The organism is Bacteroides sp. An269 (genome assembly GCF_002159755.1).
Taxonomy (GTDB): Bacteria; Bacteroidota; Bacteroidia; order Bacteroidales; family Bacteroidaceae; genus Phocaeicola; species Phocaeicola intestinalis.
Window position 1 is genome coordinate 1 of record NZ_NFJG01000086.1, and the last position, 19,642, is coordinate 19,642.

Below are 19,642 nucleotides of genomic sequence, written 5' to 3' on the forward strand. Positions count from 1 at the left end.
AGCTGTTTTGAATTTATCGTGCGATGATTTGGGATGAGTTTTTGAGGCATTTTCGCTTTTGTGATGAGGAAGATAGCGGGCTATCTGACGAAGAACAGGAGCGAAAAAGGCCAAAAAATCGCCCAAAGCACACACGAAAATGTATACATCAAGACAAGAAAAACTTTTTGGAGAAATTCAAAACAGCTTCTAAGTCTTACAGGTTTCGGATATGATTTAGTAAACCTTTGCAAGCATCTTCCAGAATGTCTAGTACATTTTCGAAGCCTTGTGCACCGCCGTAGTAAGGATCGGGTACATAATCGGCTACTTTCGTTTGGCAGAAATCGGTCATCCGACCAATCTTTCGTTCTGTTTCCACATCAGGGGCTTTCTCGCGTAAGGCATCGATATTGGCATCATCCATACCAAGAATCCAATCGAAGTTGTAAAAATCATCGGTACGCACGGGACGCGAATGGTGCGTAATCTGGTAGCCACGCCGGGAGGCATGCATTCGCATCCGTGGGTCGGCAAGGTCGCCTTCATGATATCCGCTGATACCTGCCGAGTCGACCTCTATTTCCATTTCCAGTCCTTCTTGTTTCAGGTAAGTACGCATGATTTCTTCGGCGGCAGCCGAACGGCATATATTGCCGAGGCAGACAAAGAGTATTCGCTTCATAATTTGTAAAGGAATTAGAAAAAGCAAAAGAAGCCAGGAGAACAAGAGGAGCAAGAAGAGTTTAACGGCATTTCGGACATAAAAGTCATGGCTTCTTGGATCCCCGATAACAGTTCCTTTCCTCCCTGCTTACATTATATATTCAAATAAGTTTTAAACTTTTCTACGCTGGTGTTCATGATCAGTTCTTCAGGGAACTCTGTCTCACCTACCAGCTGCAAGGCATAATCGTAAGTTGCAATATCGAACGAAATGTGTGCATCGCTTCCCAATATGACCGGTACTTCGTATCGTTTGCACAAACGCAGTATTTCCAGGTTATTGTCGCGTGCATCCATCTTTTTCCGGCAAGGACGAAGTGAAGAATTGTTGATTTCGAGCAACGTGTGGTGCTCTTTGGCGGCCAGCACAATGGGTTCGAAATTCAGTTTCGCAGTCCCGTCTCCCGGATGACTGATAATGTGAATGTAAGGATTGGCTATTGCCTGTACCATGCCGTGCGTGTTTTCTTCAGGTGTACCGCCCGCATAACACAACGAGTGTATACCGGCAATACGCAAATCGAGCAAATTAAGGTAAAACTCGTCCATGTCAATGTTGCCTTCACAATCCAGAATGTTGATTTCCGCTCCCAGCAGCAAATCGACGCCGTACATCCGGCGCGGTACGACATAAAGATTGCGGAAATAAATGGGACTGCACGAACCCGGAATGCCGGGAGCATGTTCGGTAATGCCCAACAGTTTCAATCCCTTTTCGGAAGCCGCTTGCACCATTTCCTGCAAAGTGCTGAATGCATGCCCGCTGGCTATCGTATGGGTGTGTACATCTAATTCTATTTTCATATTCTTTATTATAATTGGAGAGAAAACTCAACTCACATAGGGTCTACGTCATAATATACCAACAGCGAACGAAAACGTTCGTCTTCTGCGATGGCACGTTGCACTTGGCGCAGGTATGCCCGTACTTTTGACATCGACGCCTGTAATTCTACTTTTACCATTATCTTCTTTATGAACAAAGTTTGAATACGTGCCACCAAAGGTAAATCCGGCCCTAAAATCCGTTCGCCCAATCCTTGTCGCAAGTAACGTGCCATTACGTCAGCCGCCTGGTCGAGAACTTCTTGTTTACGGTGTTTCAGGTATACATAGACCAGCCGGTAAAAAGGCGGGTACTTGAACAAGTGGCGTTCGGCAATTTGCTCATCGAACAAACTGCGGTAATTATTCGTTACCACTTCGTGTATCAACGGAAGGTCGGGCGATTTGGTCTGCAAGATTACCAGTCCTTGCTTGTTTTTCCTGCCCGCACGTCCTGCTACCTGTGCCATCAGTTGGAACGCGCGCTCGTATGAACGGAAGTCGGGATAGTTCAGCATCGAATCGGCATTCAGTATGCCAACCACACTTACCCGGTCAAAATCCAAACCTTTCGATACCATTTGGGTTCCGATAAGGATATCGGTTTTTCCTTCTTCAAAATCAGCGATAATTTTTTCGTATGCAGTACGGGTACGGGTCGTGTCCAGGTCCATCCGGGCAATACGTGCTTCGGGAAAGATTTCCTTGATGCTGTCTTCCACCTTCTCGGTTCCGAACCCCCGACTGACCAGTTCCACTCCTCCACATGCCGGGCATGCTTTCGGTATGGGTTCGGCATACCCGCAGTAATGGCACGTCAACTGGTTCAATCCTTTATGATAAGTCAGGCTCACATCGCAGTTTTTACACTTTGGTATCCAGCCACATGTACGGCATTCTATCATCGGGGCAAATCCTCGTCGGTTCTGAAACAGGATGACCTGTTCCTTTTGCTCCAACGCCTCCCTGATCTTTTGTAAAAGCAAAGGAGAAAATTGTGCCGTCATCCGTTTCTTGCGTGCCAGTTCCTTGATGTCTACCACTTCGATTGCCGGCAACTGAATCTGTTGGTGACGCTCGGTCAGTTCCACCAGGCCGTATTTCCCCTGAAGGGCATTGTAATAGGTCTCGATACTGGGAGTGGCAGTCCCCAGTAATGTCTTTGCACCGAACAATGAAGCCAGCACCATGGCAGCATTACGGGCATGATAGCGCGGTGCCGGTTCTTGTTGCTTATAGGTGTTCTCGTGCTCTTCGTCAACGATGACCAGCCCTAACCGACGGAAAGGCAAGAATATGGACGAACGTACACCCAATATGATATCGTAATCGTTTTCGGAAAGCTGCTTCTGCCAGATTTCTACCCGTTCGGCATCCGGGAATTTGGAATGATAAATTCCAAGCCGGTTGCCAAATACCCGCCTTAGCCGTTCGGTTATCTGAGTGGTCAAGGCTATTTCGGGCAGCAAATACAACACTTGTTTGCCACTCTGGATAACCTGTCTAATCAAATGAATGTAAATTTCCGTCTTACCACTGGAGGTCACTCCATGAAGCAAGCATACGGATTTTGTAGCGAACGACCCGATTATTTGCTCGTATGCTTTTTGCTGTGCCATGCTAAGCGGGTTTAGCGGAACTGTATCCAAAACACCTTTTGCCAGTCTTCCTATTTCCTGATGGTATAATTCAAATACTTTTTTATCCACCAGGCCAGACAATACAGCAGGGGTCACTCCCGATTCTTGCAGCAAAGTCTTGCGTGATACTTCTTTCAGAAAGCTGCCAGGACGCACCCATCCTGAAAGTTCTACGTATTTCATCAAAGCAGCCAGCTGTTTAGGAGCACGTGCAAGCGCATCGAACAGCCGATGCAGGTCTGCTTCCTGTTGTATCGTCTGTGGAAAACGCACAAAAACCTCGGTACGTGGCTTGTAGCTACGTTTCAGTTCCTCCTTGACATAAATGGCATTTCTCTTCAGCAGGCTATGAATAACAGGAAGTATGTTCTTGATGCCGGTGATTTTTCCCAGTTGGGTAATGCATTGTTCGTTATCAAGGGTCAGGGCATCAAGCACAGATTGTTCTTTCTCAGGAAGGATGGAATCCGCTTCAAATTCAGGATTGTAGACTACTAGAGTCTCGCTTTCCAGCTTCATCCCCGAGGGTAGGGCAGCCTTATAGACATCGCCCAACGTGCACAGGTAATAATCGGCTATCCATTGCCAGAAATCGTATTGCCGTTTTAGCAATACAGGTTTTTCATCGAGCACTTCTACAATCTCCTTGGTCTCATATCCTTCTGGAACTTCTTCGTGCACGCGTGTCACAATAGCCGTATAATATTTCTTTTTGCCGAATGAAACAACGACACGGATGCCTGCGCATACTCTTCCTTCCAACTCTGCCGGAACAGCATACGTATATTGCCCCAGGATAGGCAACGGCACTATGACATCTGCAAACTTTTTCATGCCGCAAAGTTACAAAAACCCGTGCATCTTGCTGGGATATTTTGGAAAACTTTTAATAGCTTTGCATCCGACTCATTGTTTCATCTTATAGTTAATTCAATATGAAAGTTTATAAAATAGGTATCATCGGTTGTGGCAGAATAGCTCAGAAGATGGCAACTACCTTGGGAGGAATGAAAGGAGTGGCCCGTTATGCCGTCGCTTCGCGCAGTAAAGAAAAAGCAGAACATTTTGCCCGTGAATGGCAGTTTGCCAAAGCATACGGCTCTTACGAAGAACTGGCAAACGACCCGGAAGTAGACCTTATCTATATAGCTACTCCGCATTCGCACCATTACGAGCAGGCACGAATGTGCATCGGAAAAGGGAAACCGGTATTGTGCGAAAAGTCTTTCACCGCCAATGCACGCCAAGCCGAATCTTTGCTGGCATATGCCAAAGAGAAAGGAGTCTTTATTACCGAAGCTATCTGGACACGATATTTGCCTCTCTCGCTCAAAATACAGGAACTGATACATAGCGGCATAATCGGTACACCTTATACACTCTCGGCAAACCTTAGTTATCCGGTATCGTACAAAGAACGCATCCAACGTCCGGAACTGGCGGGAGGTGCCTTGCTGGACATTGGCGTATATACACTTAACTTTGCCGCTATGGCATTCGGCACCGAAATAGAACGGATGGAATCTTCTTGCCTGCTGGCCGATACAGGAGTGGATGCACAAGAAAACATCACTTTGTTCTACAAAGACGGGAAAATGGCTTCGCTCCAGTCGAGTATTTATGCCAAGAGCGACCGTATGGGAGTCATCAGCGGAGATAAGGGACAACTCATTGTAGAGAATATCAATTGCCCACAATCGGTACGGGTAATAGATGACGATTACAATGTATCTGCCGTATATTATGCCCCGCAATGTATCACAGGATTTGAATATCAAGTATATGCCTCCATCGAGGCCATTGAAAAAGGCTGGCTGGAATCTCCTTATATGCCGCATGCAGAAACACTTCGCATCATGAGACAAATGGACGAATTGCGGAAATCGTGGGGAGTGGTTTTCCCGTGTGACTGACTTAATACGATGCCATGTAGGGGCATATTCAACTTCTCTATTTGCAGACACACGCATATAGATGCGTAAGCATAAGCATAAGCAACTATTCCTGATTAATTAAATTCATCACAGAAGACAAAAATGCCCATAGCATAAAAGGGAGTTAGAAGGAGTTATGTCTTCGGCAGGAGTTAAAGGCCAATAATCCTGTTATGGCTTCCATGAGCAAAAGTATTGGCTTCTAACTCCCTTTAACTCCCTGAAATAACTCCTTTTCAACTCCTTATTGGGGAAAATGCTTAAAACATATATGCCAGTGATACCTGCCACGTGTTTTTCTTCATGTCTACCGTGCCTTCATAATCTTCTATCACGGCTTTCGCCACTTTGTTGATGCTGAAGTTATAGTTCAATCCGATTTGCAAATGCTGAATGAGTTTTACACCTGCTCCCACATTGAAGGTAGTATAAGATTTCTTCATATCAAATGTTTCCGAACCGATATTGAAAAGTCCGCTGCCTACATTGAAGCCGAATTGGGGTCCCGCCTCAATATAAGCTCCGAAGGTACTTCCCAGTCCAAACGTCCATTTTAAGTTGACAGGTATTTCTATTGTTTTCAATGTCCTGTTTTGAGATACTCCTTCTTCATAATAATTCGCCTTTCCTTTAGACTGGTTATACAGGGCAGCCACATCAATGCCCAGTCCCACTACCGGAATAGTAAATTCAGCCATCGGTCCGATAAAGAATCCGGTCCGGTTGTCTCCTTTAAACACATCTTCTGAAAAGGTGAGGGTGGAAATGTTCAGACCTCCTTTTAAGCCGAATTTCAATTGAGCCTGTGCCGGTATGGCTATCCACAGGCAGGCCACCACCATAAGAGTCGATAAAATCTTTTTCATAACGCAAATAGTTTTAGTTTAGCCAGACAAAAATACGTATTTACTTTGTGGTTTACAAATGTTTGAAGGTAAATATTTGCATAAGCCCCCGATTCTATCTGTATAAGCCAATGCACCTATATGCATCGGGCGGTGCAGCTATAATTTTTTATGTAAAAACAGAAAGAAGGAAACCGGTTAGGTTATGAACCGGCTTCCTTCTTTCAATCAGTTTATAGAAGCGATGTGTCTTCTTATAAAATCATAGCTCAATACCAGCGAGGATCGCCTACCTGGTTGTAAATCAACTCTTCATTACTTAATGTAAAGTCACCGTTTGCGGCATCTGCATACCCTGGGTCAAGCGTTGTACCATCGGCGTCGAAGAACTTGGCTTTGCCGTCTCCTCCATCTGAAACAAGGTTCTTCGTATTGAAGTAATTATTGTTTTCGAATGTAGGCTCTGCCGTATTGCTGTTGTCGGAGAATCCTCTGCCACAATTCGGCATATTGGAAACCATGTTGTTAGTAAAGCTAATGCTATTGCCCTTGAAGCGTACGTAAAGCAAACGGCGGCTGCTGTCATTGCTTGTACCGTCAATCGTACAATGGTCGACTGTAATGACAGGGGCAGCACCGGCAAAGTCGCCGGAAGCATCATCATAGCGTATGAAGTCCCGATCGGCACAACTGTTCCAGATGGTGCTGTTTGTGATGTTCAGTGTGGCAATGTATCCCTTGCGGCAATCGAACATATCGCCACCGCTGCACTGTATTCCGTGCATCAGGCTATTGTTGATGGTGATTTCATTGATAGAGGCAGTTACGTTGACATAATACAGGCCTTTCACATAATTGCGGATTTCACAATCATTAATCATCAAATGTCCATACGTGCCTTCATCTTTGTATTCGAAAGCCTGGCTACCGTCTGTACCTGTTCCATCCATGACAATCTGGCTCAGGCTCAACGATGCTCCTTCATTGAGTGTAATGCAACCATTGATAACCGGACGGTCGCTTGGACGTACAGCTTTGAGTTCGATATCTGCCTTGATATTCAACTTACCAACTCCACCTTCTTCGCCAGGTACGGTATAGGTGCCCGGATAAAATGCGAAGGACGCACCGTCTTCGGCTCCTTCCAGGATGGCAACAAAGTCATCTTCGGGACTAATTGCTGTAGCGCCCGCCAAATCAATCAATGTTGTAAAGGTTTGCGAGCCTCGTGTCTTGTTACCGTTCATCAGTTTGGCGGTATATTCCGTTTCCGGTTTCAGACCGGTGATAGTGGCCTGTCCGGCTGCTATTTCTTCGGACGTGACTGTATGTGCAGGCACATCGGCAGGACTTAGCACGATTTCTGTTGCCGTTTGTCCTGCAGGCCAACGTAAAGTGACTGAATTGTAGGTAAGGTCGGCTTCGGTTACGGTTTCCAGTATCTGTTCAGCATCGGTCTCGAAAAATACGCCGCTCCATTTCGAAGTCTTGCTTTCGTCTTCACCTACTGCCTGTACACGTGCCGAATATTGAGTTTCACCTTCCAGTCCGGAAATAACATAAGGAAGGTCGTCCGCCGTAATTCCGTCGAATGTCAAAGCTGCTGTACCTGCAAAAGTCAGGCTATCATTGGCAAATAGTTCAATATTATAGCTTGTCGCGCCTTGGCTAGGAGTCCAGGTCAGACGAACGTCCGTGCGGTTTACAACTCTTGCTTCCAGATTGATAGGAGCAAAGTAACGGCTATAGTCAATGCTCAGCACTTCTTCGCTTTGGTCTTCGCAAGCCGTAGCAAGAGCCACCAAAGCAACTCCCAACAAATAGGTATATTTTTTCAGCTTATTCATAATCATGTGTTTTTAATCATTCGTTAACATTCCATTGCTATTATCCACGAATATCTGCCAGATAGGCCAATATTGATTTTCATCCGGATTATTCACATAAAGTACGTCTACCTTGGCGTCTTCCAATTTGTCGGTTCCCAGCCATGTCGTACTTGTATATCCTTGGTCCAGCAAGGTTTCACCGACCGTTTCCGTATCGCCATAATTCAAACCGTAAATTACGAAAATATCAGTCATGCCATCAATGGTTTCGATGGAGGTATAAGCACCTGCAGGAATAGCGTTCACAATTTCGCTTGCCTCTCCCTCGTTTACTACTGTCTGGTATGTATAGACTTTATCTATCAAGTCGGCGTATTTTCCTTCACGTCGTGCCAGTTGTTTCATCTTGGTCTTGGCCTCGTCCAGTTTGGTCTTTAACAAATTCCAGCGTATCAGGTCAGATTTCCGTAACGATTCTCCGGCAAATTCCAATCCGCGTTGCTCTACAATGGCATCAAAGAACGATTCTTTGCTGGCAGTAGCTGTATTCATATAAGCGGAAACTTTGTCTGATGGTAATGCACGTTCCAGCACCGGACGCATGTATTGGGCAGCATTTGCCGGCCCTTCCAGTTCGTTAACAGCTTCTGCAGCCATTAAATAGACATCTGCCAAACGCATGTATTGCCAGTTTACACCGTCATCATTAGTAGAAGTCACGATGCGGCTCATCCATTCGTAACGCAATTTTCCGAAGTTCCATTCTTTTAATGAAGCCAGCTCTTGTGTACTGCGTCCGTTGGTCAATGTTTGCGACCACCTGAAAGGGGCACAGGTGATGTTGCGGCGTATGTCATCTACATCATAATCATAAAATAAAGTAGGAAGAGGACCGTTCACACCGCCTTTGTTCTGTTGGGTATACTGGTCTTTCGCCTGATGTTCTACCCCTAATGTATAAAGTACACGGCCACGTCCTTCCGAGAAAGGAATCTCCCAAATAGACTCTTGCCCGGCGGTAACTACATCCCGGCACAAATTCGTAAAGTTATCTTTAAACGGAAGTGAAGCCAGATTCGGATATTGTGCTATCACATCAAGGCATTCGTCACGTACGATGGTATACATGGCGGTACGATCCAGGTCTGGGTCATTGCTTAACCGTATGCCGTCGGCACGTTGGCTGTAGCCTCCTGCATAAAGAGCGATTCGAGCACGAAGTGCCTTGACAAAAGCCTTGCTTACACGTTCGGTAGTCTGGGTTATGTTGGACTCATTAGGCCAATATACATAGTTTTCTGCTTCCAGCAGGTCAGCCAACAGTTGTTTGTATATTTCATCCCGGTCAGCCCGCGGAAGGTACATCGTTTCTGATGTGATAGAAGAAAAACGTGCAGGTACATCTCCCCAGCCTTTAATCAAGTCAAGATAGATGACAGCCCGTAAGGTCAAAGCTTCTCCCAGCAGGTGTGCCATATCAGGGTTGTTTTCATAATTGCCGTATGCACGTATGCCTTCGATCGCCTTGTTGGCACGTTCGATACCTTCGTAAAACTTAGCATATGCATTATTGTCTGTATTCATCTGTGAATTGGAAGGCTGGGCATTATAAGTGGCGAGGTCGTTCTTCCCTCCGTCATTGATACCGCTGGCTTCCAAGCCATTAATCCATTCCACATCGCTATTGATGCCATAGTAAGGCAAGTAGCGTCCACGATAAGAATTGGTTTCTCCGAATGACTGATGAATACCCATAACGGCAGCTTCTGCCATCTCATACTGCGAAAAAATAAGCGATGAGTCCATTGATGACTGTGAGGGAGCTTCCATATCACAGGAGCTTATACCGCATGCCAACAACGCTAATAGAGGTATATAAAATAATTTTTTCATATTGTCTTAATTTACGGGTTTAGAAATTCAAGTTAACACCAATGACGAATTGGCGGCTCTTGGGATAAGCAGAATAATCTACCCCCGGAGTCAGATTCGTCTGCAAGGCAGTAGATACTTCCGGATCGAAGCCTGAGTAACCTGTAAGGCAGAATACATTATAAGCTGTCACATAGAAGCGCAGGTTCTTGATGTGTACTTTGTTCATCAAAGATTCCGGCAATGTATAGCCTAATGTCAAAGTGTTCAGGCGCAGGAATGAACCGTCTTCTACCGCCCAGTCGCTGAATACCATGCGTTGAGTCATAGGAGACCACATTGTGGTATTGGCATTCATGGCTGCAAGCTGTTCCGGGTCATTACAAATGGTCCCGTCCGGATTCAAGTTAGTCCAACGGTTTCCGTCAGCCATTTCCGTAGTCATATTACGGTACTGGTATTTGCCAGTCATGGTGTACTCGATTTTGTTGGCATTGTAAACGTCGTTGCCGATACTGAAATTAAAATTGGCACTCAAATCAAAACCGTATGCACGCGCATTGATTCCGAAACCTCCGGTTGCTACCGGATTGGCATCGCCAATGATCTCACGGTCTTCATAACCTCCAGTCACTACTCCGTCGCCACTTAAATCTTTCAGTTTCATCATACCTGGACGTAATGTCCCCACTACCGCAGTACAGTCATCAACACCTTCTTTCAGTATCCATGTTTCTGATGCAGCATCGTAACCTACGAAATCACTCACTTCATAACGTCCTGCCGAACGATAGCCTAACATCTCACCTACAGACCCGCCTTTGGCAATCCAGAAATCTTGACCGATTTCAGAAGAAGCCCAACTGGTATCTTGTCCGAAATCCTGCATAATTCCCAAATCCTTGATTTCATTCTTGTTGAAACCGATATTGGCATTCAAGCTGATTCCCCAGTTTTTCTTGTTGACAATAGTCCAGTTAATAGTAGCTTCAATACCTTTATTTTGAGTTTCTCCCATGTTACGGTATTGGGTATCATACCCCGTTCCACTGACTGGGAAGTTTATCAGCAAGTCCTTAGTCGTATTCAAGTAAGCTTCGATTGTACCATTCAGCTTGCCACCGAATAATGTGAAATCCAATCCTAAGTTACGAGTAATGGTTGTTTCCCATTTCAAGTCTGGATTTGCCATGGTCTTGCTGGGTGCCCAATAATTATTAAAACCGTTAATCCACGAAGTCGTATTACTGTTGTACACCTGTACGAGTTGTCCTGACGGGATGTTGTTGTTTCCTGCAGTACCATAACTGAAACGCAACTTCAAGTCATCCAGCCAATTCTTGGCACCTTCCATAAAAGATTCAGACGAAATACGCCATGCAACAGCAGCCGACGGGAAAAATCCCCAACGATTGTCTTCCGAAAATTTGGAAGAGGCATCGGCACGGAATGTTGCAGTCAACAAATATTTGCTTTTGTAATTATAATTGACGCGTCCGAAGAACGAAAACAACTTATCGTCTGGATTTAATGTATTTTCTATGTTATAAGGAGTGGTACCCTGAATATTTGTCAGTTTCCACGCCTCTGTAGCCGAAATCCAGTCTGGAAATCCGTGAACTTCATTTTCCAGCTCGTTTTCCTTGGTTATAATCCATTCGTGCCCTACCAACAGATTCAAACTATGGTCTTTGTTTTTAAGTACTTTCTCAAAATCATAATTGATGGTATTCGTATTCCGGAAACGGTGACGGAACAAATTGTTGATGCGGATAGCAGGATGTCCTTGATTGGCTGCAGCCGGTGTGTTTTTTATATAATAGGTAGTTGTACCCCAAAAACGTTGGTCATTATTGCGGTAATCATCATAACCGAATTCAGTTTTTACCTTGAAATTCTTGAATATTTCCCAGCCAAAACTACCGTTCATATTCAGGGTCTTGCGCTCTTTCATACGGTCGTTGTCCCAAATGGCGGTTATCGGATGATATAGATTACCCAAGTCATCATCGGCACTACCTGCCGATTCATCCAGATTTGCCAAAGGTATCGGCGTATAGATAACAGAATACTTCAAACGCTTGTCTGTATCCAACGTACTGCTTGTTTCATTGGCACCACCACCTCGGATATCGGTTTCCGAATAACGGATGGAGAAATCCAGTGTCGTGTTCTTGGTAGGCTTCGTGTTCAGTTTCAGACTGAAGTTATCACGCTTATAATTCGAACCTTCCATGATGGCTTTATCGTTCATGTGTGCATAGCTGAACGAATAGCGGATACGTTCCGTACCACCGCTGATATTCAGGTTATGATTAAACGTATGCCCTATACGGCCGAATGTCAAGTCTTGCCAGTCATTATAAGGTATATTTTGATACATATCCATGTCTTCATACTTCCCGAAATATTGTTCGTACGAAGTCAAGTCATCTTTCAGCAAAGCCAGTTCATATTGCCACTTGGCATAATCATAAGGGTCGAGCACATCCATTGTATTGGCAATTTTCTTCCACGAATAATAGGCATTATAACTGACGCTGACCTTACCTTCTTTTCCCGATTTAGTTGTGACCAGAATAACACCATTGGCACCACGTGAACCGTAGATAGCAGTAGAAGATGCATCTTTCAGTACAGTGATATCTTCTATTTCCGAAGCGGGGATATCTGAAATAGACTCTACCGGGAAACCGTCTACGATAAACAGAGGACTGTTATCGCCTGTGATAGAGCCTCCACCACGTACACGGATTTTCATTTCTGCATCAGGCGAACCTTCTGTTGTGGTAATCTGTACACCAGCCATCTTACCTGTCAAGGCTTCTGTGGCCGAAGCTACTGGAACTGCTGTCAGTACGTCTGCATCGACCGTAGCCACAGAACCGGTCAGGTCTTTTCTCCTTACAGAACCATAACCAATGACAACAACCTCTTCCAACGCCTGAGAGTCATCATCCATTGTTATATTCAAGATAGTCCGCCCCTTTACTGCCACTTCTTGTGTCTTCATTCCGATGTAAGAAAACACCAAAGTTGCATCAGAAGGAACGGTAAGCGTGAAATTACCATCAAGGTCCGTAATTGCTCCATTGGTGGTATTTCCTTTCTCTACTACAGAAGCACCGATAACAGTTTCTCCTGTATTGTCTTTCACTGTACCTTTTACGGTTACATTTTGCGCTGATACGCTAAGCGATATCATCGCTGCAAAAAACAGCAGCACATAACGCATAGATTTCATCTTACTAGCCATTCTTACGCATATATTAAATAAAAGATTAATAAAGGGTTAATAACGTATGCAAGCATACATTGTTAACGTATCGTAGCAAATGTATGAAAATATAGAATCAAAATTGTGGAAAAATTGTTTTTTCACAGGTCTTTTTTGTTCATGCCTGTCTGCAAAAGAAAAAGCGTAATCCGTATGTGTTGCATAACATCATTTATACATCACACAATATAAGTTCCATGTTTGTAATGTGCTAGCGAAAAAACAGCTTCTTAATTTCTCCGATAAGTTTGGCATATACGAATCAATGTATGATTGAAAGGTTCAGTATCTGTTTCAGGCTGTCTTCTTTTTACGTTCTCCATATGGAAACCGTACGGTTTCCATATCGAAAACATACGGTTTCCATATCAAGAACGTACGGTTTTGAGATGGAAACTATAAAAGGAAGCTATCTGGATTGATAACGCAACCCAATCAGAAACTCCAACTGTTTTGATTACCTTTTGGAATTTGATTACCCAATTGATTAGATGCCCATAGCATTTTTCTTTGATTAATTCAAAACTGTCTCTTAATAATAGTCCGTTAAGAATTCAACATATCGGCTAAGCGGCTTCTGCCACTATGCCAAATAGTTCTTTGATAAGTTTAGTATTAAAAGTTCTGTTCGGTTTCAGACCGGACTTGCTAAAAATTCTTTTGAACATGTAAATATTACTCAGATAGGCCTTTAGCAGTCCGATGGAAAGCGAGGGATAGTATCGTTGCCGCAAATAATTTATAATTTTGCGACAAACTCAATGTAAAGATAAGCATAGAAGACCATATTTTGACTGAAGTCGGAAACCTGTTTTTATCGCATATCTTAGAGATAAGAATTCATCTGTATATGGCAATCTCTCGTTAGTCTTTTAGCTCATTCTGTAATCTGCAAAAAATATATAATACTATTTTGCACGATAGAACGATTGTCATAAAACCAATATAAACCTTCTCCCAAGATGTGAATTTTCTTTTCGGTTGACCTAATACTTTTCTCAAATGTTCCATTGTATTCAAAATTTAAGTTAGGGGCAGAGATTGTCAATACGGCATTCCTTTTGCAGGAATACCAAGACAAAGACACAGGTAAAGCCAAAGTCCAAGACCGGATGTTTTTATAGCTGCAAACATCCGCCGTTTGTTAATTAGACATCCTTATTCCAATTCCTATTAAATAAGAACGACAACCTCTGCCCCATCAAAGCCGTGATTAGCATCCATTGAGATGCAAGTTCACGACACCTTTTTTATTCTTCAAGCCGGCTTAATTGCTCATAAGTGCTTTGCAAGGCTTCCGGTACATTGATTTTCAGTTTAGAGATGCGTTCCTGCTCTTTCAGTTGCCATTCTTTGTATTGAGTGAAAAGCGTCATGTGGCATTGTTTTTCACTTTCCAGTTCCTGCTTGAACCGATGCGTATTTTCTAAAGTCTGTTTCTCGGCTTGTTTTTTGATAGCAAACTTCATTTTATTCAGCTCCCGTTCATTCTGACGATGCCATTTTTGGAGTTCGAAAAACACATCTTCTACTTTTTGCGGGTCAACGGAAGGAACATGAGCGTAAATCAGCGTGTCTTTTCCATTGCCATCGGTGCTGTATGGCTTCATGATTCCGTTTTGGAGTTCTTCACGAGCAGAAGAAAATTGGCCTCCGGGATGGATGTATTTTCCAATAGTAGCAGCTACGGCTTCCAATTGTAGATAACGGTTACGCTCCTTGATATTCATTTGAGCAATGATATCCGTTTCCGTCGTTTCCTTCGGATAGGATGGACTGGAGGGTATTTCGACTCCTTGAAGCGTACACCATTCTTCAAATGTGAAGTTTGCTACTTGTTTCAATTCCCTGTCTTTAGCCTTGACTGCTTCCCTCATCCAAGCGCAAAAAGCGTTCATTGCAGCTATGTTTTCCAAAAGAGGACGCACCTGGTCCAGCATATTCCCGTCATAACCGACACATATAGTTTTTCCCGATTCAGAAGGTGAGCCAACAATATCAACTTTCGTAGTCAAAAAAGTCATGTTTTTCAACTTTGCCTCATTCCCGGCTATGACTTCTTGTGCCAAATCAGCCAAGTGCGAAGCCGAGGTGGAAGTTAGTCCATGTTCACTGAAGAATACTTCATTTATTTTTTCCATAATAACCATTAATTGCATTTGGTAAAAATGTCTATCCGAAAAATGCCTGTCGGCATGGTTGGAACGTCAAACATCGTCCATTTTATCTGAGTGCTTTCCTGTTTCATCTCTATACAATCATGGAAAACATTTAAAAGTTCACGGACAGGGTCATTATCATCATCGTCAACCTTCCTGTTATAATAAAGAGCAAAGATTAAATTAGAAACATCCTCTAATGAAACATATTTTGCCGGAAGGAATTTTCGTATATTTTTTAATTCAGCCTTCAAATAATCAACGCTTCCTGATAATGTAAAGTAGTCAATAAACTTTGTACAAGAATGATAACCCAAGAAACTTCTCACATCATTAAGGTCAAAACAAATCAGACTGTGCTTTATTATCAGACTGAAAAACGAGTTCGCGATATTAGCGACTCTTTTGTTTGCTTCTTCAAACAGTTCAGAAAGCGTATGGCAAGGCAACGCATCATAATCCACAACGAAAATTCCGTCAGCAATTTTTTCCAATTCACCAAGCAACTTTACAGCATTCCTTCTCTTTTCCATACCCTCAGACGAATGCGGCAAAGTGGCAACTACCAGTTTTACCTTAACTTTCAAATCAACGGCTTTCTGAAGAAAATGTTTGATACATCCTTCTCCTGTTCCTCCGCCCAAGCATACAATAAAAATAGACACAAGTTTGTCTGCAAGTATTTGCTTTAAACACGGCAACGATTTCTTACATTCTGCCTCTGCCAAACGTCTGTCCTTTCCACTTCCTAATCCGTCAGTGCCAATGAGATACTTATGAGCGAGAGATAATTCTCTCATTTCCTTTTTATTCATACCAAACACGTATAAATTCGTATCCGGCAGTTCATATTTCTGCATTTTTTCCACAATTCTTCCGGCTCCGCCCCCAATTCCGATTATTGAGAAGGAACAAGTTTTGGGTTGAAAGTCAAAAAAGTCAAACACAGGCTTAGTTGAATCATTCTCTTCCATATAAGCAACAATTTATTATAATAAGTTAGTTAGTCAAAGTCTTTTCGATGTATCCATTACTGCCCCTTGATATTGGAATATTCTTTTCCGATTTTCTTCCGCCATCTCTTCCGTCCCGCCAAAGTAAGTGATTTCCCACAGCAAGCCCGCGACAAGCTCTTGTGGCGTGATCACGATATCTTTTTCTACCACCACTTCCATACCAGCTATTTCCGACCACGAAGGATAGCAGGCCATAGGGCAGTCGAGGTGATTGTCCGCTTTGTCGTATACAGAACAGTTCATATCTATCATCGGACTACAGGTTTCCCAACGCCATCCCAAGCGGATGTAATAGGGGGATGATTTTGCCTCCAACGCTTGCACTCTCTGATAAATTCTTTTCCACTTGTCCAAATCAAGCTGCCCGGCCAACTTCGGTTCGTTGGTTTGCCATAGATTCAAGAATGCCGGACTTATTTCAGCAAAACTAAATTGCGAAAACAGTTCCTTGAATGTCATAACACTATTTTTTATCATGATACTAATCCCCTCAACCCACCCTCGTCCTCTTTCCAAAAACAATCGGCACAAGGTAATGCGTAATAATCTTCCCCCAGGGGTCGTATGCGTGAATGCGTTTGTACGCTGTGTTGGAGATGCGCAGTAATAACCATGCCTCTACCAGCTGCCACCTTGGTTTGTTGCCCCTGTCATACGACAAAGAAGTGCCGCCATTGCCTGATAAAAGAAGGACTACACCTTATTTTATTAAATTAAATCAACTGACCAATTCAGGCTTTGTAGCTTCATATCCAGGTTTCGGAGCTGTTTGGAATAGTTGTCCGTAACCTTTCTTAATTCACCTACGTCCACCGTGCGGACATATTTTATCTCCTGTCGCCCGTAACGGTCATTTTCAACAACATGTTTCAAGAGGTCGCGCATTACCGTCAGACGCAACTTCAATGTGTCTTTACGGGCAATCATTTGGGTGAGAGTTTCTCCCTCGTGCACGGTTTGCATGTTGGTGCGGTTAATCCGATAAACAATCACCTCGAATTGCGAAAGGCATTCATCCAATTCTTTATACAATTCATTCACGTTCTCAGAAGGTTGGTCACCTTCCTGCACCTTAGCACTGTATTTCAGCCGACTCTTCAATTGGTCGATTCTGTTTTGCAGGTCGGCGCGGATGCTTAATGCTTCTGCCAGTTTCATTCTATTCCTCCTATTTGGTTTGATGGTGCAAAGTTCCGTCATCCAAGTGCCAAATTGCAGCACAAGGCGAAGATATTTTGTATTTCTATTATAAATTTTTAATCCCATGTAGAGTAATGCAAAACGAAAGCAGACGAAAAAAATAATCAGCCTATGCTCCGATTCGGCGCATCGAAAGGTTTCCTTTGCCGCAAAATAAAATACCATTTATGAAAAATAGAGAAGATTGGAAAGAGACTGTCAAGAAGGGGCAAAATAAAATAGAGGCATGGAGGCTTTCTTATCTTTCGGTAGAAGAATTATTATGCCTGCAGTTGCTGGGGTATTCTCCCAAGCAACTATATGAAGACATGGAAAGCGAAAGATATTCACTGAAAGAAACGGCTTCCATGTCCATCCGCGAACTCGACAAGGCAAAACGGATATTGGACAGGCAGACAAAAGCAGGAGTGGTCACTATTCCTTATTATAGCGAAGCGTATCCTCATCACTTCCGCCATTTACGAGAAGACGCACCGCCACTCATCCATGTGCTTGGCAATAAGGATTTGCCCAACCGTGAGGACAATGTGGCTATCATTGGTGCCCGTGCTGCGGACAAAGATGGATTGGACATGGCATACGGGCTTGCCAAACAGATGGGTGAACAAGGACATATCGTCATCAGTGGTTTGGCTTTGGGTTGCGATACGGCCGCCCATCGGGGCTGCCTCGATGTAGGCGGGCAGACAATAGCAGTGGTGGCCTCGGGCCTGGACATCACGCATCCCAAGGTGAACAAGTCTTTACAGGATGAAATAATCGCCAAGGGCGGAACCATCCTGTCCGAGCATCCCTTCGGCGTGAAAGCCAATCCCACGAGGCTGGTGGCGCGTTGTCGTATGCAGGTCGTTTTGACCCAATCGGTCATCGTGGCACAATGTCCCATCATCAGCGGCACGATGTATGCCGTGCGCTTCGCCCAAACGTACAGTGGTGATAAATTCGGATTAAGACGGCAGATATACGCAGTTGAATACGGTACAATGAACGAACTGAACTCAGGCAATAAGTTTCTGCTTGATTATCAACTTGTCTTACCTATTAAGCCAAGACAAAGGACTGAATTGGATGGATTTGATTTTCTTGTGGTAAACTAAGCTATTATGATTGAATACAAAGAAGAGACTATAAAAACAGGCATAGCCTCTTCTTTGTTTTACTTGGATTATCTCATTCAAGTTTAATGCCTCGTTGATTTAATTCTGTCAACACTGCCTCTATTTTTTCTTTAATGTAATTCACAAATTTATCCGTATTATTAATAATTTCAGCCCGGGAAGTCATATCCCAATACCGATATTTGTCTAAAAAAGCGCATCCATAAGGCCAAAAGTTGGAGGGTTTCTCTTGAAAAATATTTAACTTCTGTTGTATTCCAGGGTGTTTACCATCAAGAGAAACTATGCCATAATACATATCTAAATCATAAGATCGTGTATCGGATTGAAACCTTATTCCTGTATATTGGCAGTCTGCTGCTCGAAAAGTGAAACTTTTACCATCCCTGTTTTGGCATGTCATATTATATTCTTCATATAAAAGAGTCTTTTCTGTTGCTATTTCTTGTAACTTCGGGCGAATACGATTTTCCCACGTGTATTTTATATAATCACTTTGATTGTTAAAGATTTCAGCAACAACTTCTGCATTATTAGCCATTAACTCTAAGAGTTCGTTTTTGTTTATGACATCCATAGTTTGATTTGTCAGTTCTTTTATAAGGTTTGAATATTGTATCATTGTTTCCCGAATGAGAGGCTTTTGCGCTGAAATGCGGATGCAGCGTTTGATCCATTCCTGTATTATGTCTTTGTAAGATATACATTTATATTGAACGCCTTCACCGCTTTGTCCACTCGCCTCGTCACCCCATAGTGTGAGATAAAGGATGGCGTAGTTTCCTACATGATACTTTTGTGAGGCAAAATTGTCATAACGCTTCAACTGTTCCCACTGGTCACCGGCGTAAATCTTGTTTTCTATTATTATGGCCTGCCCTTTACTGTTACTTATCAATATGTCCAGCCTGCCGCAAGAAGTCGAGTATTCAGTAGAAACAGATGATTCCGAGGTGTCGAATGCCGACGAAAAACCGATATCACCGATTACGGAGAGAAACTCTTTCAGATAAGTGTCACCCTGCCCGTGACTGCCTTCTGGATTCAGAAACTCTGCAAGGATTGCAGAGTGTGTCGTTTCATAATGGTTAACGCCGCACGCATGAAAGATATTAGAGTTTATGTAAATTAGTTATGATAGTTCCAAGGGTTGATTTTAATTCTGAGATTATGCAGTGCCATACATGTGGAAAAGATGTTTTCTACAAAGTTGTTTGCCCTG

At 43.4% G+C, this 19,642-nt stretch carries 15 protein-coding genes; 3 read left to right on the forward strand and 12 right to left on the reverse strand.

What is annotated here, in order from left to right; genetic code table 11:
• Positions 1-23 precede the first annotated feature (23 nt).
• Positions 24-215 carry a hypothetical protein gene (locus B5F71_RS14050; protein WP_087211415.1) on the forward strand — a complete coding sequence of 64 codons (192 nt, stop codon included), beginning with the start codon at positions 24-26 and terminating at the stop codon, positions 213-215.
• Here B5F71_RS14050 and B5F71_RS14055 read toward each other — a convergent pair.
• The 3 genes from B5F71_RS14055 to priA all read right to left on the reverse strand — a co-directional run bounded on the left by B5F71_RS14055 (position 197) and on the right by priA (position 4,004).
• Positions 197-664, reverse strand: a complete 468-nt coding sequence (locus tag B5F71_RS14055; RefSeq protein WP_022040446.1) for a low molecular weight protein-tyrosine-phosphatase — start codon at positions 662-664, stop codon at positions 197-199. The genes B5F71_RS14050 and B5F71_RS14055 overlap by 19 nt on opposite strands.
• Positions 665-798: 134 nt before the next feature.
• Positions 799-1,509 carry a phosphatase gene (locus B5F71_RS14060; protein WP_022040447.1) on the reverse strand — a complete coding sequence of 237 codons (711 nt, stop codon included), beginning with the start codon at positions 1,507-1,509 and terminating at the stop codon, positions 799-801.
• Positions 1,510-1,541: 32 nt separating this feature from the next.
• A complete protein-coding gene (priA, locus tag B5F71_RS14065; protein WP_022040448.1) occupies positions 1,542-4,004 on the reverse strand; it encodes a primosomal protein N' in 2,463 nt (820 codons plus the stop codon).
• Between the two features lie 101 nt (positions 4,005-4,105).
• Between priA and B5F71_RS14070 the strand changes: the two genes are divergently transcribed.
• Positions 4,106-5,083, forward strand: coding sequence for a Gfo/Idh/MocA family oxidoreductase (locus B5F71_RS14070; protein ID WP_022040449.1), 978 nt, complete (start codon positions 4,106-4,108; stop codon positions 5,081-5,083).
• Between the two features lie 281 nt (positions 5,084-5,364).
• On the opposite strand, the gene B5F71_RS14075 is transcribed toward B5F71_RS14070, so the two are convergent.
• From B5F71_RS14075 to B5F71_RS14110, 8 genes are all read right to left on the reverse strand, one after another.
• The gene (locus B5F71_RS14075; RefSeq protein ID WP_087211418.1) at positions 5,365-5,970 is read right to left on the reverse strand and encodes a porin family protein; all 606 of its coding nucleotides are present in this window, start codon (positions 5,968-5,970) and stop codon (positions 5,365-5,367) included.
• Between the two features lie 248 nt (positions 5,971-6,218).
• On the reverse strand, positions 6,219-7,796 hold the full coding sequence (locus tag B5F71_RS14080; RefSeq protein WP_158098101.1) for a fibronectin type III domain-containing protein: 1,578 nt from the start codon (positions 7,794-7,796) through the stop codon (positions 6,219-6,221).
• 12 nt (positions 7,797-7,808) lie between these two features.
• The gene (locus tag B5F71_RS14085; RefSeq protein WP_087211424.1) at positions 7,809-9,671 is read right to left on the reverse strand and encodes a RagB/SusD family nutrient uptake outer membrane protein; all 1,863 of its coding nucleotides are present in this window, start codon (positions 9,669-9,671) and stop codon (positions 7,809-7,811) included.
• 19 nt (positions 9,672-9,690) lie between these two features.
• The gene (locus B5F71_RS14090; protein WP_087211427.1) at positions 9,691-12,906 is read right to left on the reverse strand and encodes a TonB-dependent receptor; all 3,216 of its coding nucleotides are present in this window, start codon (positions 12,904-12,906) and stop codon (positions 9,691-9,693) included.
• Positions 12,907-14,177: 1,271 nt separating this feature from the next.
• A complete protein-coding gene (locus B5F71_RS14095) occupies positions 14,178-15,068 on the reverse strand; it encodes a hypothetical protein (RefSeq protein WP_087211446.1) in 891 nt (296 codons plus the stop codon).
• A gap of 8 nt (positions 15,069-15,076) precedes the next feature.
• Positions 15,077-16,060, reverse strand: coding sequence for a hypothetical protein (locus B5F71_RS14100; RefSeq protein ID WP_087211430.1), 984 nt, complete (start codon positions 16,058-16,060; stop codon positions 15,077-15,079).
• Positions 16,061-16,093: 33 nt separating this feature from the next.
• Positions 16,094-16,561: a DUF6557 family protein gene (locus B5F71_RS14105; RefSeq protein WP_087211433.1), complete on the reverse strand. Its 468-nt coding sequence runs from the start codon at positions 16,559-16,561 to the stop codon at positions 16,094-16,096.
• Between the two features lie 249 nt (positions 16,562-16,810).
• Complete coding sequence (locus B5F71_RS14110; protein ID WP_087211436.1) at positions 16,811-17,260, reverse strand: DIP1984 family protein; 450 nt, start codon at positions 17,258-17,260, stop codon at positions 16,811-16,813.
• A 209-nt stretch (positions 17,261-17,469) separates the two neighbouring features.
• Between B5F71_RS14110 and B5F71_RS14115 the strand changes: the two genes are divergently transcribed.
• Positions 17,470-18,399 (forward strand): DNA-processing protein DprA, encoded by a 930-nt coding sequence (locus tag B5F71_RS14115; protein WP_087211440.1) that lies wholly within the window; start codon positions 17,470-17,472, stop codon positions 18,397-18,399.
• A 73-nt stretch (positions 18,400-18,472) separates the two neighbouring features.
• On the opposite strand, the gene B5F71_RS14120 is transcribed toward B5F71_RS14115, so the two are convergent.
• Entirely contained in the window at positions 18,473-19,549 is a 1,077-nt protein-coding gene (locus tag B5F71_RS14120) for a PD-(D/E)XK nuclease family protein (RefSeq protein ID WP_087211443.1), read from the reverse strand.
• Positions 19,550-19,642: the final 93 nt, after the last annotated feature.

Bases quoted from the DNA above. Each gene is read 5' to 3' on its own strand.
- B5F71_RS14080 (WP_158098101.1), bottom strand. From the start codon at position 7,796: ATGAATAAGCTGAAAAAATATACCTATTTGTTGGGAGTTGCTTTGGTG.
- B5F71_RS14060 (WP_022040447.1), bottom strand. From the start codon at position 1,509: ATGAAAATAGAATTAGATGTACACACCCATACGATAGCCAGCGGGCAT.
- B5F71_RS14070 (WP_022040449.1), top strand. From the start codon at position 4,106: ATGAAAGTTTATAAAATAGGTATCATCGGTTGTGGCAGAATAGCTCAG.
- B5F71_RS14050 (WP_087211415.1), top strand. From the start codon at position 24: ATGATTTGGGATGAGTTTTTGAGGCATTTTCGCTTTTGTGATGAGGAA.
- B5F71_RS14095 (WP_087211446.1), bottom strand. From the start codon at position 15,068: ATGGAAAAAATAAATGAAGTATTCTTCAGTGAACATGGACTAACTTCC.
- B5F71_RS14110 (WP_087211436.1), bottom strand. From the start codon at position 17,260: ATGAAACTGGCAGAAGCATTAAGCATCCGCGCCGACCTGCAAAACAGA.
- B5F71_RS14075 (WP_087211418.1), bottom strand. From the start codon at position 5,970: ATGAAAAAGATTTTATCGACTCTTATGGTGGTGGCCTGCCTGTGGATA.
- B5F71_RS14115 (WP_087211440.1), top strand. From the start codon at position 17,470: ATGAAAAATAGAGAAGATTGGAAAGAGACTGTCAAGAAGGGGCAAAAT.
- B5F71_RS14090 (WP_087211427.1), bottom strand. From the start codon at position 12,906: ATGGCTAGTAAGATGAAATCTATGCGTTATGTGCTGCTGTTTTTTGCA.
- B5F71_RS14085 (WP_087211424.1), bottom strand. From the start codon at position 9,671: ATGAAAAAATTATTTTATATACCTCTATTAGCGTTGTTGGCATGCGGT.
- B5F71_RS14100 (WP_087211430.1), bottom strand. From the start codon at position 16,060: ATGGAAGAGAATGATTCAACTAAGCCTGTGTTTGACTTTTTTGACTTT.
- B5F71_RS14105 (WP_087211433.1), bottom strand. From the start codon at position 16,561: ATGACATTCAAGGAACTGTTTTCGCAATTTAGTTTTGCTGAAATAAGT.
- priA (WP_022040448.1), bottom strand. From the start codon at position 4,004: ATGAAAAAGTTTGCAGATGTCATAGTGCCGTTGCCTATCCTGGGGCAA.
- B5F71_RS14055 (WP_022040446.1), bottom strand. From the start codon at position 664: ATGAAGCGAATACTCTTTGTCTGCCTCGGCAATATATGCCGTTCGGCT.